15 protein-coding genes are annotated in these 15,274 nt (G+C 65.0%); 7 read left to right on the top strand and 8 right to left on the bottom strand.

Annotation, left to right across the window (positions count from 1 at the left end; translation table 11 throughout):
* Positions 1-24 precede the first annotated feature (24 nt).
* The 4 genes from JTE92_RS01780 to JTE92_RS01765 form a co-directional block, all read right to left on the bottom strand.
* Positions 25-1,050 (bottom strand): hypothetical protein, encoded by a 1,026-nt coding sequence (locus JTE92_RS01780; RefSeq protein ID WP_063239474.1) that lies wholly within the window; start codon positions 1,048-1,050, stop codon positions 25-27.
* 50 nt (positions 1,051-1,100) lie between these two features.
* Entirely contained in the window at positions 1,101-1,589 is a 489-nt protein-coding gene (locus JTE92_RS01775; protein WP_063239473.1) for a cupin domain-containing protein, read from the bottom strand.
* Positions 1,590-1,716: 127 nt separating this feature from the next.
* Positions 1,717-2,697 (bottom strand): Bug family tripartite tricarboxylate transporter substrate binding protein, encoded by a 981-nt coding sequence (locus JTE92_RS01770; RefSeq protein WP_063239472.1) that lies wholly within the window; start codon positions 2,695-2,697, stop codon positions 1,717-1,719.
* A 61-nt stretch (positions 2,698-2,758) separates the two neighbouring features.
* The gene (locus JTE92_RS01765; protein WP_063239471.1) at positions 2,759-4,336 is read right to left on the bottom strand and encodes an alkaline phosphatase family protein; all 1,578 of its coding nucleotides are present in this window, start codon (positions 4,334-4,336) and stop codon (positions 2,759-2,761) included.
* A 177-nt stretch (positions 4,337-4,513) separates the two neighbouring features.
* Between JTE92_RS01765 and JTE92_RS01760 the strand changes: the two genes are divergently transcribed.
* Positions 4,514-5,323, top strand: coding sequence for an IclR family transcriptional regulator domain-containing protein (locus JTE92_RS01760; RefSeq protein WP_084254643.1), 810 nt, complete (start codon positions 4,514-4,516; stop codon positions 5,321-5,323).
* 22 nt (positions 5,324-5,345) lie between these two features.
* Here the strand turns inward: JTE92_RS01760 and JTE92_RS01755 are convergent, their stop codons facing one another.
* Positions 5,346-6,311 carry a LysR family transcriptional regulator gene (locus JTE92_RS01755; RefSeq protein WP_063239646.1) on the bottom strand — a complete coding sequence of 322 codons (966 nt, stop codon included), beginning with the start codon at positions 6,309-6,311 and terminating at the stop codon, positions 5,346-5,348.
* Positions 6,312-6,499: 188 nt separating this feature from the next.
* Here JTE92_RS01755 and JTE92_RS01750 point away from each other — a divergent pair, with 188 nt between their 5' ends.
* Positions 6,500-8,014, top strand: a complete 1,515-nt coding sequence (locus JTE92_RS01750; protein WP_239477793.1) for a CoA-acylating methylmalonate-semialdehyde dehydrogenase — start codon at positions 6,500-6,502, stop codon at positions 8,012-8,014.
* Between the two features lie 79 nt (positions 8,015-8,093).
* Here the strand turns inward: JTE92_RS01750 and JTE92_RS01745 are convergent, their stop codons facing one another.
* The gene (locus JTE92_RS01745; RefSeq protein WP_063239469.1) at positions 8,094-9,452 is read right to left on the bottom strand and encodes an MBL fold metallo-hydrolase RNA specificity domain-containing protein; all 1,359 of its coding nucleotides are present in this window, start codon (positions 9,450-9,452) and stop codon (positions 8,094-8,096) included.
* A gap of 354 nt (positions 9,453-9,806) precedes the next feature.
* Here JTE92_RS01745 and JTE92_RS01740 point away from each other — a divergent pair, with 354 nt between their 5' ends.
* The 4 genes from JTE92_RS01740 (at position 9,807) to JTE92_RS01725 (ending at position 13,437) form a co-directional block, all read left to right on the top strand.
* Positions 9,807-10,262, top strand: coding sequence for a universal stress protein (locus tag JTE92_RS01740; RefSeq protein ID WP_063239468.1), 456 nt, complete (start codon positions 9,807-9,809; stop codon positions 10,260-10,262).
* A 31-nt stretch (positions 10,263-10,293) separates the two neighbouring features.
* The gene (locus JTE92_RS01735; RefSeq protein ID WP_063239467.1) at positions 10,294-11,304 is read left to right on the top strand and encodes a zinc-dependent alcohol dehydrogenase family protein; all 1,011 of its coding nucleotides are present in this window, start codon (positions 10,294-10,296) and stop codon (positions 11,302-11,304) included.
* On the top strand, positions 11,258-12,643 hold the full coding sequence (locus tag JTE92_RS01730) for a phosphoribosyltransferase family protein (RefSeq protein ID WP_232353386.1): 1,386 nt from the start codon (positions 11,258-11,260) through the stop codon (positions 12,641-12,643). Before JTE92_RS01735 ends, JTE92_RS01730 begins: the two co-directional genes overlap by 47 nt.
* A gap of 302 nt (positions 12,644-12,945) precedes the next feature.
* Positions 12,946-13,437 (top strand): molybdopterin-binding protein, encoded by a 492-nt coding sequence (locus JTE92_RS01725; RefSeq protein ID WP_063239465.1) that lies wholly within the window; start codon positions 12,946-12,948, stop codon positions 13,435-13,437.
* A gap of 263 nt (positions 13,438-13,700) precedes the next feature.
* Here JTE92_RS01725 and JTE92_RS01720 read toward each other — a convergent pair whose 3' ends face one another.
* Positions 13,701-14,315, bottom strand: coding sequence for a nitrogen fixation protein NifQ (locus tag JTE92_RS01720; RefSeq protein ID WP_063239464.1), 615 nt, complete (start codon positions 14,313-14,315; stop codon positions 13,701-13,703).
* A gap of 127 nt (positions 14,316-14,442) precedes the next feature.
* On the opposite strand from JTE92_RS01720, the gene JTE92_RS01715 reads away from it, so the two are divergent.
* Complete coding sequence (locus JTE92_RS01715) at positions 14,443-14,826, top strand: winged helix-turn-helix domain-containing protein (protein WP_084254642.1); 384 nt, start codon at positions 14,443-14,445, stop codon at positions 14,824-14,826.
* Positions 14,827-14,842: 16 nt separating this feature from the next.
* Here JTE92_RS01715 and JTE92_RS01710 read toward each other — a convergent pair whose 3' ends face one another.
* Positions 14,843-15,271: a TOBE domain-containing protein gene (locus JTE92_RS01710; RefSeq protein ID WP_063239462.1), complete on the bottom strand. Its 429-nt coding sequence runs from the start codon at positions 15,269-15,271 to the stop codon at positions 14,843-14,845.
* Positions 15,272-15,274: the final 3 nt, after the last annotated feature.

Raw genomic sequence — 15,274 nt, 5'->3', positions numbered from 1 at the left:
GCTTTTAAGGCAAGGCGCGGACGGTCAGAAATCCACCGGATATGGCTTCAGTTCCCCGCTCTCGTACCGCTTCGGCAGGTTCGGCGTGGCGTTCTCCCACACCAGCAGCATCGAGCGCCTGGTCGAGTATCCCTGGTGGCGGATGTCGGCCGGCATTGCGCAGATGTCGCCGGCACGCATGGTGATGCGGGCGCGGGGCGAGCCGGTGTTCTTGTCGCCGATGTCCCATACGATCTCGTCGGACAGTTGCAGGAACCACTCCACGCGATCGTTGCCATGGAAGACCGGCAGGATGAATTCCTCCGTGGTCGGGCAGAACAGGCTCTGGCCGCACACCGACGTGACCGACGGGTTCCACGTCACGTCGGAGCGCGACAGGTACTTGAACAGGTTGAACGCGTGAAGCTGGCCCTCAAAGCCGGGTTCGACGTGGACAGCGGGCTCGTCCTGCGCAACGTCGAGGAAAGCGCGATTGACGGGCAAGTCGTCGCGCAGCGGGGAATCGTCCGGCAGCCCAGGCATGCGGCGCGTGGCGATGCGCGTGCGCTCGATGGCGGCGGCGTTGTCGCCGTGCTTGTGGCCAAAGGCGCTGCCGGTTTCCTCGGGGGCAGCGAACGGATCGAAGCCTTCGTTGGTCCAGTCGTGCAGAATGGCCTTGAAGGTGGCCATGATGACCGGGGTGTCGAAAGTCTCAGTGTAGTCGACGCCCGCGTCCTTCATCACGCCGTTGAAGGCGCCGGCGTACATGTCGACCTTGCCATAGTGGTTGCGCGTGCCGAACACGTGGTCGAAGTTGACCCAGCCGTAGAAGAAGCCCCAGGCCACGTCGCGCATCATGGCGCGCAGGAAGGCGTCGGCGGGAATGGCGTGCGTACGGAACTGGCCGTTGACGGGCCACTGGATGGTGGCGAAGTAGGCGTCGCGCGAGAAGCGGAAGGCGCCGAGGGTGAAGTCGCGATAGCCGGTGACGGGGTCGGGGGCGCCGGACTGGACTTTATCGGCGCCGAAGGTGGCGGCTTGGGGCTTGTCGGCGACGTCGAGCATGGCCATGGTGTGTCTCCTGAGTTCTTTGCTGGGGATGTGGAATCAGTGCGGGCAGTTCATTGCAGGCAGATTTGCGCCCACTTCTGCACGGACAGCACACCGAGCTTCGACTGCACGAGCAGCGTGCACGGCTTGGTCGCGCTGAAGCGGTACGCGCAGCCAGCCGGCAGCAGGCTCTGGTGGCCCCTGCCCAGCACCACGTGGCCCATCTTGCGGCCCACGGGCTCGGCCAGCGCCGCGCCGTCCGCGGCGGCGGGAGCTGCATCCAGCTTGACGAAATCCACGCGCACCTCGCCATCCATCGAAATCACGAATTCATCGTGCGAGCAGGCGAACCATGCCGACTGCCCTTGCGCACGCGCGGCTTCCACCACGTACTCCAGGTTCTTGCCGACCACCACGCGCTCGTACGGTGCCGAGGTTGCGGCCACTTCAAAGACGTTGGAAAACACGTAGTGGCGGGCATCGCCCTGGGTCACTTCGATGCCGCCCTTGCGGTAGTTGTCGAGGGAACCGAATACGGTCCGGGACATGGATGTCGTCATGGATGTCTCCTGAGTTGAGGGGTACGCCGCCGGTGAATGTCGGTCGTGCGCTTGCGTTTGCGTTTGCGGTTGCGGTTGCGGTTGCGGTTGCGTTTGCGTTTGCGGTTGTCTGTGGCGATGGCCGGGATCAGTCCAGATACACACCCACCCGGCGAATCACGGCCTGCCACTTGGCGGTGTCGGCTTCAATCTGCCGGGCCAGCGCGGCGGGCTGGTCCGGCGCAGGGTCGAGATCGTTGGCGAGCAGCTTCGCGCGGACCTCCGGCAGCTGCACGATGCGGCCGATCTCCTCGTTCATGCGGCGCACGATCGGGCCCGGCGTGCCCTTGGGCGCGAGCAGCAGTTCGCTGAAGCTCGCGTCGTAGCCACTGACACCGGCCTCGGCCATGGTCGGCACCTGCGGCGCCAGCGCCGAGCGCGTGGAACCGGATACCGCCAGCCCGACGAGCTTGCCGGCCTTGACCATTGGCGCGACCACCGGCGATGCCAGGTATCCGCACGGCACCTGTCCGGCCAGCACGTCCTGCATCGCGGGCGACGGCCCCTTGTACGGCACATGCGTCATCCTGATTCCTGCTTGCGCGACGTACATCTCCATCGCCAGATGGCCCGGTACGCCGGGGCCGCCGGACGCATAGGTCAATCCCTCCGGCGTGGACCGGGCCTTCTTTGCCAGGTCGGCAACGGACCGGATCCCCGACGACGGCACACAGACCAGCATCTGGTTGAAGCGCGCAAGCGTAATCACGGGCGTGAGGTCGCCGGGCTTGAAGTTGAGCTTGCGGTAGATCGCCGGATTGACCGTCAGGATGGTGTCCGGGCCTTGCAGGAAGGTGTAGCCATCGGCCGGCGACTTGGCGACCACGTCGGCGCCGATATTGCCGCCTGCGCCCGGCCGGTTCTCCACCACCACCGGCTGCCTGAGCGACCGGCCGAGCTTGTCAGCGACCAGTCGCGATGCAATGTCGCCGGGCGATCCGGCCGGGAATGCCACGACGATCCGGATTGGCCGGCTGGGCCAATCGGCCTGCGCGGCTGCCGGCGGCGCGATCGCGAACTGGCAGACGAGTGGGCAGGCAAGGGCAAGTGCCAGGCGTAGGGGCTTCATGTTGTCTCCTGATGGGTTTCCTGATGCCGGGCGGCTCTCTGGCGGCCGCTACCGGATATTGCTACCAGCGGCCGATATGGATGCCGACCTCTTCCTCCTTGCGCGTCCATCCGGCCATGGCGTCGTGGCTGATCGTCGGATGGATGCGGCGATTGCGCAGCCAGTCGAACAGGCGCTGCTGGAAACGCTCGCGCACCGCCGCGTAGGCGGGATCGGCGCCGAGATCGACGAACTCGTCCGGGTCGTTGCGCAAGTCGAACAACTGCGGGCGCAGCCCCTCGAAGTGCACGAATTTCCAGTCGTGATCGCGCACCATCGTCATGTGGCAACCATGCGCCGGACGGCCGATCGGTTCCCGCACGAAATCGCGGAAGGCGTAGTCGTTCTCGGCGAACACCGCGTCGCGCCACGCGTCAGGCGATTCGCCGCGCAGCAGCGGCGCGAGCGACCGGCCTTCCACGACGTGGTCGGGAACGGGCAGCCCGTAGGCGTCGAGAATGGTCGGCACCAGGTCGATGGCCTCCACCAGCCGCGATTCCACATGCCCGCGCGCGGCGTTCACGCGCGGGTCGTAGATGATCAGCGGCACCTTGGCCACGCTGTCGTGGAAGAGTTCTTTCTCGCCCAGGTAGTGGTCGCCGAGGTAGTCGCCATGGTCGCTCGAGAAAATGATCATGGTGTCGTCGAAGCGGCCGGTGCGTTCGAGATACCCGAACAGCACGCCGAGCTGGTCGTCGAGCTGTTTGATCAGGCCCATGTATGTGGGGATGACGGTTTCGCGTACCTCCGCCCGCGAGAAATTGCGGCTCACCTCGCAGTTGCGAAAGCCCTGCAGCACGGGATGCGCGTGATCCAGTTCGCCCGGATGCTGCCTGACCGGCAGCACATCCTCCGGGCCGTACATGGCGTGATATGGCGCGGGAGCCACGTAGGGCCAGTGCGGCTTGATGTACGAGAGATGCAACACCCAGGGTTGATCGCCGCTCTGCTCGATGAAATCGATGGCGCGGCGCGTCATGTAAGGCGTCTCAGAGTCTTCCTCGCGCACCCGGGCGGGCCGCCTCGCGTGGCGCATGTCCCAGCCCGACAGGACTTCCCCGTTATCTCCGGCGGCCGAGTTGGCATGGTCGTGCCACGGGTTCTCGCCGTCGTAGCCACGCGCGCGCAGGTAGGCGGTGTACTGGTGAGTCTCGTCGGCAAAGCCCGGCGGCCAGATGCCGTCGTCGCGCTCGAACGGCTCGAAGCCGCCTTGCGCAACGAGCACGCCTTCGGCACTGCGCGGATCGATACCGAGGCGCCTGATGCCGGCCCGGTCGGCCTCCACATGCGTCTTGCCCGCTACCGCGACGCGCACGCCGTGCGGCCGCAGGAAGTCGCCAAGCGTCATCTCGCCCACCGGCATCGGCACGAAATTCCAGACGGCGCCATGGCTCGTCACATACCGTCCCGTGTAGTAGGACATGCGCGACGGGCCGCACACCGGCCCCTGGACAAACGCGTTGGTGAAGCGCACGCCGCGGCTGGCGAGGCGATCGATGTTGGGCGTGTGCAGGCGGGGATGGCCATAGCAGGAGAGATAGTCCCAGCGCAATTGATCACACATGATCCAAAGGACATTGCGTACGTGTTGCGCTTCCATCTCGACGTCTCCTCTTCGCTTTCGTGTTGAAGCGGTCAGACCCGCTTGCCGTGCCGCCGCTGCATGCCGCCGCCATGGCCAGAACAATATTTCCTGCAGCTGGGCTTCTCAAGCGGCTTCTGCTAGAGTTTCACCGGGTGAAACCTACGGGCGGCGCGTCCCCAGGGGAGACAAGGAATGTGGGATCCGAAGGTCAAGACGATCACGGCGCTGGATCGGGGACTGGCCGTGCTCGATGTGGTCCGCAGCACCGGGAGCACCAGCCTGCAGGCATTGCACGACGAAACGGGACTGCCGAAGGCGACCCTGCTGCGCATCCTGGTGACGCTGGAGCGCCGCGCCCTGATCTGGCGGCGCATCGCCGACGGGCACTATTGTCCCGGCAGCCCGCCCCAGGGAAGCCGGCGGCAGTCCGAACTGACCGACCGGCTGGCCCAGTTTGCGGCGCCCGAACTGGACCGGCTTCAGGCCGAGATCCTGTGGCCCTCGGATCTCGCGATCCGGCGCGGCAACGCCATGGTGCTGTGCGAGACGAACCGGGCCGAGTCGTACTTCATGATCCGGCGTGACAGCATTGGCTTCCAGGTCAACATGCTCCGCTCCGCGGTGGGACGGGCGTATCTGGCCTTCTGCCCGGAAAAGGAGCGCGAGACGATCCTGGCGGCCCTGCGCCGCAGCCGCCGGGGCGGCGACGCGATCGCACGGGATGCGGCAAACCTGACCCGCTCGATCGAGCACACGCGGCGGCGCGGCTACGGCGTGCGCGAGCAGGGATTCGGTGGCGACTACGACAAGACGCGCACCGAGGCCAACGACCGGCTGGAGGCGCTGGCCGTGCCCATCATGGAGGAGAAGGGACGCGTGTACGGCTGCGTCAACATCGTCTGGATCCAGGGCGTGCGCACGCTCGACCAGATGGTGGCGCAATGCCTGGAGCCGCTGCGGCGCAGCGCCGACGCCATCGCGCGGAAGATGTCGGCTCGATAGTGGGCGGGCCTGGCCGTTACCATCAAATCAGTTTGGGAGGCGTCGACGTAAAGCCCTGCGAAAAGGTCTCTCGCAAATAGTCCACAAATACCTGCGACACCCGTGAGGCGTGGGCGGAGTATGGGCGGATGGCGTAAAGCCAGTCCCCGAATGCGCCGGTGGAGCGCCACTGCGGCAAGATTTCGACGAGCCGGCCTGTTTCCAAAGCGGACTGAGCACTGAAGTCCGGAAGGAGGGCGATGCCCAGGCCTTCGATCGCGGCATCGCGCAGGGCTTCGCTGTTATTGACGGCGAAGGGGCCGGCAACGGGCACCGTCACGGGATCAGCGTGCGTGGCATTGGGCTCGGCAACCGCAGGGACGAATGTCCAGGTGGCCATTCCCTGCAGCCGTGGATAGTGAAGGCATGCATGATCGGCCAGCGCTTGCGGCGTCTCCGGAGCCCCCCTGCTGCGCAGGTAAGCACGGCTTGCCACCAGAACAACGCGCGTTGCCGCGAGCGTCCATGCCACATGGGTCTCCGGCGGGACGGACGTATGCCTGACCGCGATGTCAAAGCCCTCCTGGGCCAACGGTCGCAAACGATCCGACATATCGAGTTCAAGCTGGATCTGCGGATATCGGCGCAGGAAATCTGGCAGGCGAGGCACCAGCTGCTGCCTGGAGAAAGCCACCGGAGCGGTCACGCGAAGGAAACCTCTTGGCACCCCAGCCAGGTCGCGCACATTGGCGTAGCCGGTTGCGATCTGCTCGAACGCGCCGCGCATGGATTCGACCAGTTGCCGTCCGGCATCGGTCAGGGTCGCACTGCGGGTCGTCCGCTGAACCAGCGCAATCCCGGCAGCCTTCTCGAGATCCGCAATGTGCTGGCTCATCGACGCCTTGCTTACGCCAAGGCGCGCGGCAGCCTTGCTGAAGCTGCCCTGCTGGTGCAGCACGACCAGCCAGTGCAAGTGCTCCCAGAGTTCCTCGACGTTGTCTTTTCGCATGCAACCCCCGTTAATCGCCACATCGATCCCGTGACATTTCATATCTATAACATGGTGGTAGCCAAATTTCCTGAACAATGAGTTCACCGCCGGAGGACTACCCTCTGGTTTGCGCCGTCCATACACTCCAGGCATCGACCACGCGGCGGGCATTCCGAACCGCCGCCCGGCACTGACAGGAGATGCCCGTGACTGCGCCGTACACCGACCCCGCAGATGTGATCCATTTTGTTTCCGGCGAGCCGTACGAAGGCAACGGCACGCGCTCGCAGGCGGTGTTCAATCCCGCCACCGGCGCGGTTTCGCGCCAGGTCCGACTGGGTACGGCCGCGGACGTTGATGCCGCCGTCGCATCCGCCGTTGCCGCGTTTCCGAAGTGGGCCGATACCCCGCCCATTCGCCGGGCGCGTGTCATGCTGAAGTTCCTCGAACTGATGAACCGGAACAAGGACGAGCTGGCCGCGATCATCACGGCCGAGCACGGCAAGGTGCTGAGCGACGCCGCCGGCGAAGTCAGCCGCGGCATCGACATCATTGAGTTTGCCTGCGGCGTCCCTCAGTTGCTCAAGGGCGACTTCACGGACCAGGTTTCGACCGGCATGGACAACTGGACGATGCGCCAGCCGCTGGGTGTTGTCGCGGGCATCACCCCGTTCAACTTTCCTTGCATGGTGCCGTGCTGGATGTTCCCCGTCGCCATCGCCACGGGCAACTGCTTCATCCTGAAGCCAAGCGAGCGCGACCCATCGGCATCGCTCTTCATGGCCCGCCTCCTCAGGGAGGCAGGACTTCCCGATGGCGTGTTCAACGTCGTTCAGGGTGACAAGACCGTCGTCGACGCCCTGCTTCAGCATGACGATGTCAAGGCCGTGAGCTTCGTCGGGTCGACTCCCATTGCGAACTACATCTATGAAACCGGCGCCAGGCTCGGCAAGCGGGTCCAGGCCCTGGGTGGCGCGAAGAACCACATGGTGGTGATGCCCGACGCGGATATCGACCAGGCAGTCGACGGACTGATCGGGGCAGCATATGGCTCGGCAGGCGAACGCTGCATGGCCATCTCGGTGGCGGTGCTCGTGGGCGACGTGGCGGACAAGATCATGCCGAAGCTCGCAGCGCGCACGCGCGAGCTGGTCATCAAGAACGGCATGGAGGCTGACGCAGAGATGGGCCCGGTCGTGACGGGGCAGGCGCTGGAACGCATCGAGAACTACATTGCGCTCGGCGTGGAAGAAGGTGCCACGCTGCTCGTCGATGGCCGCAACTACAAGGTGCCTGGCCACGAGCAAGGGTTCTTCACTGGCGGCACGCTGTTTGACAACGTGACAACCGGCATGCGCATCTATCGGGAAGAGATTTTTGGTCCGGTGCTGTCATGCGTGCGAGTGGATGACTTCGCGCAAGCCGTGAAGCTGATCAACGGGCACGAATTCGGAAACGGCGTGGCCTGCTACACACGGGATGGGCAAATTGCCCGCGAGTTCGCCCGCCGTATCGAAGTGGGCATGGTGGGCATTAACGTACCGATCCCCGTGCCGATGGCGTGGCATGGCTTTGGCGGCTGGAAGCGTTCGCTGTTCGGCGACATGCACGCCTATGGCGAGGAAGGCGTGCGCTTCTACACCCGCCAGAAGAGCATCATGCAACGCTGGCCCGACGATACGGCTCGTGGAGCCGAGTTCGCGATGCCCACCGCGAAGTGATTGGATGGCACGGGGAGGGATCGAAGCGAGGCGAGTACGGCAAGCCTGGCATCGACCCCGGCGACAAGTGCCGGCGTGATCAATCGAGCGGATATGACCGCCTGTACTCCGGCATGGTCACTGTCCACTGCAGGTCCCGCTCGATGTGCTGGCGCAGGGCGTCGCTCGCCTGCGGCTCGCCATGCACGACGAACGTACACCGGGGCGCCTGGTGAAAGCCGCCAAGCCAGGTCATGAGCTCGCCAGCGTCGGCATGCGCGGACAGGTGCTCCACTTGCTCCACGGTGGCGCGCACGGCGATGTCCTTGCCATGCAGGCGGATCTCGCGCCGGCCCGCAGCCAGCGCCGCGCCGCGCGTACCCGCCGCCTGGAAGCCGGACAGCAGGATGGTATTGCGGGGATTCGGCCCGTAGGCAGCAAGATGATGCACCACGCGGCCGCCGGTCGCCATGCCGCTGCCGGCAAGGATGATTTTCGGGCTGTGATCCTGGTTCAGCCAGATCGACTGTTCCATGCTCTGCACCGGCGTCGCAAGGTTGCAGGCAGCGGTGCACGCCTCGCGGCTGATACGCAATTCTTCCGGATGCAGAGAGAAGATGGTGGTCGCATCAATGGCCATCGGGCTGTTGAGGTACACCGGCACGTCCGGGATGCGCTTGAGCTCGCGCAGGCGGTGCAGGCAGTAGAGCAAGCTTTGCGTGCGCCCGACAGCGAAGGCCGGAATGATCAAGCTGCCGCCGCGGCCTACCGTCCGGCTTACGATCTCGCCAAGGGCGTCCAGCGGGTCGTCGTCCGGATGACGCCGGTCACCGTAGGTTGACTCCACCAGCAGGTAATCCGCCTGCCGCACCATTTCCGGCGCGCGCATGACAATGTCCTGCTGCCGCCCCAGATCCCCCGAGAAGACGATGCGCTTGCCCCCGGCATACAAGGTGACAATCGCCGAACCGATGATATGTCCGGCCCGGGTGAATTCGGCCTCGACGCCGGGAACGACCTGGAAGCGCTTGCCGAACTGTGTCGGCTGAAGCCGGCGCAGCGACCGTTCAGCGTCGGCGCCCGTGTAGAGTGGCAAGGCGGGCCGGTGGCGGGAAAATCCCTTGCGATTCGCATAGGCAGCGTCCTCCTCGGCAAGGTGAGCGCAGTCCGGCAGCAGGATGCAGCACAGCTGCGCGGTGCCCATCGTGCAATACACGCTCCCCCGAAAGCCGTTTCGCACCAACAGCGGCAAATAGCCGCTGTGGTCGATGTGGGCATGGGTCAGCACCACGGCGTCGAGGTTGGCCGGATCCAGCGGCAGTGGGTCCCAGTTGCGCAGGCGCAGGTTCTTGTATCCCTGGAACAGGCCGCAATCGACCAGTATCCGGCGCCGGCCGGTATCGAGCAGGTACTTTGAGCCGGTGACCGTATCGGTCGCGCCGAGAAATTGCAGTTGCATGGCGGTTTCCTTTGACGCCAGAGCGAGGCAGCCGATGACGGCACGGGGACGCTGGCCATTACCGCAAGTCTAGGAAACAGCATCCCTGGACGCTTGATCCGGATCAAGGATCGCCAGCACTGTCGATGACGTGTCCAGCGGCGCTGGACGACAGGTGCAGCAGGCGGCGCCGACCGAGGGCGCAGCCGTCCGGGAATGGGAACTGGCAAGCGCATGGGCACGGCACCAGCCTGCCCGCGATGCTGCGGCCACACCTTGGTTTGACCAATATCAAGCTCCATCCAACGCCGCCGTCTAGGCTGAACGCATCGAATCCAGACGGGACTATGCAGTCCCCCCTCACAGGAGCATCGCATGTACCAGCGCATCCTGCTCGCCGTGGACGGCAGCCACTCCTCCGACCTGGCGCTCAGCCAGGCCATCGCCATCGCCGCGGCAACCGGCGCCGAAGTCAAGGCGTTATTTGTGGTCGATGACAGCGATGTGTACTTTGAGGCGGGCTATTTCGATCCCCGCGAAGTGGCGAACCAGCAAATCTCGTACGGCGGCAAGGCGCTGGACGCTGCGACGGCACGCCTCAGCCAGGCGGGAATCCGATGCCATGCGCAACTGGACGAGAAGCCGGTGGCTCCGGGCCGGATCTCCACGACCATCGCCGTCGAAGCCGACAAATGGAATGCCGACATGATTGTCATGGGCACGCATGGGCGGCGCGGCGTCAGGCGCCTGCTGATGGGCAGCGTAGCGGAAGGCGTTCTGTCCCAGACCAGCAAGCCCCTGCTGCTGGTCCGCAGCGAGATCGAAGGCTGATCCACGCCCGGGCGCCGAGAAGGACCTCGCCATGCCAGAGACCATGCGAGCCATGCAATATGCGGGCGCGGGGCAGCCCCTGGCACTGGTGCGCGTGCCAGTACCCGAGCCCGGGCCCGGCGAGGTACGCATCGCTGTTGCTGCTTGCGGCGTATGCCGGACCGACCTGCATATCGTCGATGGCGACCTGCGCCATCCCAAGCCGGCGCTCATCCCCGGACACGAGATCGTTGGACGGGTGGATGCCTGCGGAGCGGGTGTCACCGCCTTCAGGCCGGGCGACCGCGTGGGTGTGCCATGGCTTGGCCATACCTGCGGCCACTGTCGCTACTGCCTGCGTCATCACGAAAACCTCTGCGATGCACCGCTCTTTACGGGCTATACGCGCGATGGCGGCTACGCCGAGTATGTTGTCGCAGACAGCAAGTATTGCTTCGGGATTCCGCCTGCCTACGATGACGAGCACGCTGCCCCGCTGCTCTGTGCCGGCCTGATCGGCTACCGGACGCTGCGCATGGCGGGTCCTGCCGCCGATGCACGTCGCCTTGGCATCTACGGCTTTGGCGCAGCCGCCCACCTGGTGTCGCAGATTGCCGTGGCACAAGGCCGGGAGGTCTTCGCGTTCACCCGCGCGGGCGACACCGGCGCCCAGCAGCTGGCATACCAGACCGGAGCCTGCTGGGCCGGCTCAAGCGATCACCAGCCTCCCGCGCTCCTGGACGCCGCGCTGATTTTCGCACCGGTGGGCGCACTGGTGCCCAAAGCGCTGCGCGCCGTGGACAAGGGGGGCACCGTTGTCTGCGGCGGCATTCACATGAGCGATATTCCAAGCATGCCTTACGAGCTGCTTTGGGAAGAAAGACGCCTGTGTTCCGTCGCCAACCTGACGCGCGCCGACGGGATCGCGCTGATGGAAGTCGCCGCCCGCACCTTGCTGCATACACACACCACCGCCTATCCGCTGGAGCAGGCCAATGCAGCGTTAGCCGATCTGCGTGACGGCCGCATTTCCGGTGCCGCGGTCCTACAGATTGATCATTGATTCTCTTCCGTTCCCAATGCGCCCTTATCAAACACGTTTTCAGACCCGTGAACATGCCGGAACGGAACTGGCGCGGGCTCTGCGTGCATATCGGGGAACCGGCGCCCTGGTCCTGGCGATCCCTCGCGGTGGGGTGCCAGTCGGGCGCGTCGTCGCCGACGCGCTGGACGCCGAATTCGACCTTGTGATGGCGCGCCGCATCGTCCCGGGGGTGGCACTGGACGACTCAGGCATGACCTGGTGCACGGGCGAAGCGAACGCGCATGGCGACGCCGACAGCCAACGTGACGCCCAGTTCGACCAGCTTCGCAGGCAACGCGCGGTTTACAAGCCGGTTCGCAAGCAGGCGGATCCGGGCGGTCGGGTGGTGATTGTCGTGGATGACGGCCTGGTGAGCGGCGCGACGATGTATGCGGCCCTCTCCAGCCTGCGCAAGCGGCGGCCCGCCCGGCTCGTCTGCGCGCTTCCGATCGCCGCAAGGGCGGGACTGGACAGGATCCGCGCGCTGGCGGATGAAGTCATCTGCCTGGATACCCCGGATTGCATCGAAAACCTTGCGCATTTCTATCACGAGTTCAGCCTGGTCACCGACGATTTTGTCCGACAGGTGACGGCGATGCAGCCGGCGCAACCCCCGGGCCATGCCCGGCCAGGTGCGGACACGCGCGTGCCGGCAATCAGCAGGGCGATGCTCATTCCGTACCAGACGACTTGCCTGCGGGCAATGTTCGAAACCGCCCCGAACCCCATCGGGGTCGCGGTGATGGTTCATGCCGGTGGCGCGCAACGCCGCGATGCCCGCAGTCATTACCTGGCACGCAAGCTGCGCGCGAATGGATTCGCTACCGTGCTTGTGGACCTGCAGCCCGACCGCCGCTTCGACGACGCGCCCGAGTCGGATGTCGATGAATTGGTGGCAAGGTTAAACCAGACGCTGAGCTTCCTGCACGCGGGAACGCCCTGCGCAGACCTGCCTGTCGGCTTGCTTAGTACCGGCACCGCCGCAGCGGCGGTCTTGCGCTCGGCCGCGTGCAGCGCCGCAGAACTTCGCGCGGTGGCCTGTGTTGCGGGGCGGCTGGACCTCGCAGGTACCGCCAGCCTGCAGCGCCTCGAGATCCCTGCCTTGCTGATCAGTGCAAGCGGCGATCCAAAGAGCATACAGATCAACAATCTTGCGTTTGAGCAGATGCATTGCCCGCGGCAGTTGAGGATCATCCCAACCAATGGCCGCGGATTCGAAGACCGCAAGGCGCTGGAAGACGTCGCAACGCTCACGGTGGGCTGGTTCAAGAGACACCTTGCGACGCAATCGTGTTCCAGGCTGGGGTACGGCGGATGACCTGTGGCGGCCGGGCATGACGCTCCCTGGGAAATCCCCAACCCGTTACCGATAACCTTCATGTCATTCCGAACATGACCATTCGCCGTCCGCTATGTCACAATGTATATAACGGTTCGGGACGTAGAGGGCTTCGGGAACAATGGCATGCCAAGGGAGTTGGTCGATTCGCATCTGGTCCGCGTTTTACACATGCTGCTCACCGAGCGCAGTGTTTCGCGCACGGCGGCGCGGCGTTGTCGTCGATGTGGCTCGGGCACTGGTGCCGCGGCACGCAGTGCCAATCCAGAGGAAACGGCGATATGCGAGCTGATTCGACAAGCCAGGCCATCCACCACTATTCCGACAGTCTTTCAATAGATGGCATCCTGCCGCATGGGCGCCGGTACGAACGGGAAGACCTGCTGGACCTGGCGGGAACGCATAGGGGACCCGTCACCATCGAATGCTTCTCCGGCCGCCATATCCGGACAGTCAGTCATCTGCGCGGCGTCCTGTTGACCGACTTGCTTGACGCGGCGGGCATGCAATCATTGCCGCGCTCCCAGTGCAAGCGACTGGTCATTGCCGTCATGGCCGGCGACGGCTACGCGTGCCTGTTCAGTTGGCATGAGTTGTATAACTCGGATATCGGCAACGGCGCGATGCTGTTGGTGGAGCAAGACGGGGACCTGCTACCTGCCACGGCGGGAGGCCTGCAGTTGATTTCGCTGCAGGATCGGCGCCTGGGTCCCAGGCAGGCCATCGCGGTCAACCGGATTGCCGTTCGCGACTGGCAGACAGCCTTGCGCTAATCGCCGGAGTCCATCCCGTAGCCGATGACGTCTGGTTCCCCCAGCCCGCCCCTGCCGACCACATCACGGCATGGCGCGCACTCGTACAGCGCGGGCAATGCCACCAAGGGATCGGAGGAGGCCGCGCGGTATAAGGCCTGAAGCCGATGGAAATCTCTTCCGCGTCGGGGCCCGAAGCGACTCAGGGCACACGGGGAACCCGGGCCGGCACCATCTTGCTCGCCGGCCTGGGGGAGTTCATCGCATATCCGGGATTGTTCCTCTCATGGCCGCTTTGCCGAGGGCAATATGGGCACCGCCTGCGCCTGGTCCAGCCCCGGCTCCGGTCCATGACAGTTGGCGAACTGGTCGCAGCCACTGCAGGAAGGCTCCGGGCAGGGATGCAGGTCCAACCGCTCACAAACTCGGTGATAGAAGAACTTCTTCCATTTCATGTCCGTGGTGTTGGCAAGGAACACCGGCTCGAACATCGCGCGCAGCAGGCCCGATACATCCTCGCGCCCTGACAATCCCATGTCCTGCCACAGGTGCGTCCGGCCGAAGCATCCGCAGGCGAGGGCGTGCGCTGCCCAACGCACCAGTTGGCTATCGTGGCCGGCAGACCGCCCGCTCCAGAGCATCTCCACCAGATCGCCAAATTCGCAAGGCAAGGCGCCTGGGTCCGCGGCTGGGACGTCAGGTGCCCAGCCTGCTGCTGCCGCACCGGGGAAACAGGTGTCCAGCATCTGCCGGAATTCGTCCGGCGGCAACCCCAGCCACTGGGCGAAACGTGGCAGGCAACCGGCGCCGGCGCTTTCCAGCACACCCGACAGCGCACGCGACACCGGGTCGCCGGGGTGCGCGGCAAAGGCATCGAGCAGGAGAAGGGAACAATTCATGAGCGAAATATAGCGTCGTATATAACGGCGGTCAAACGCTCGATCGTGCGACCAAACATGCCTGGAACCCGGCGCCGTCATCACACCCGGACGCCGTGGAACCCGGGCATTGCAGTACACTTGCGCGATGGTTAAACGTCCATTGCCCCGCTCCCGTACCGTTGTCGGCAAGCCCAAGGTCCGGTTCCGGATGCGCGTGACGGTGGCCGACGTGGTCGCCGTCGGTCCTGGCAAGGTGGACCTGCTCGAGGCCATCCGCGAGCATGGTTCGATTTCGGCCGCGGCACGCAGCCTCGACATGTCGTACCGGCGCGCCTGGCTGCTGCTGCAGGAAATCAACCAGTCGATGCGGCGGCCCGCCGTGCTGTCCGAACACGGCGGCGAGCACCGCGGCGGCAGTACGCTGACGCCGGAAGGCGAAGACGTCATCCGGCTCTATCGCGCCATCGAAGCGCAGGCCTCAGCCGCCTGCTCCGCCGAAATCAAGGCATTGCTGAAGCTGCTGGCCTGACGCCTGTTACACCCGGTCAGCCATCTACCGCCACGATCACGCTCGACGCCTTGAAGATGGCGGCTGCAGGCTTGCCGACGACCAGCCCGAGCCGCTCAGCGCTGCTATTGGTGATGATGGCGGAGATCGCCAGACCCGTATCGTCGGTCACGGTCACGTCCGTGTTGACTGCCCCCTTGGTGACGTTGGTGACCTTGCCACTGATCGCGTTGCGCGCCGATACCTTGCTGACATCGACGTCTACCATGACGATCACCGAGCTGGCCTTGACCATGGCAACAGCCTTCTTGCCTGATGCAAGCCCGAGGCGCCTGGCGCTTTCGCTGGTCACCGTGGCAACGATTTCCTGCCCGCCGGCCAGGCGCAGCGTGACTTCGTCGTTGACGGCGCCGTGCTTCGCCTCCGCGACTTCGCCCGAGAATTGATTGCGTGCGCTAGTAATCACTTC

Source organism: Cupriavidus oxalaticus, from assembly GCF_016894385.1.
Lineage (GTDB): Bacteria > Pseudomonadota > Gammaproteobacteria > Burkholderiales > Burkholderiaceae > Cupriavidus > Cupriavidus oxalaticus.
This window is presented reverse-complemented; position numbering and strand designations above follow the sequence as displayed.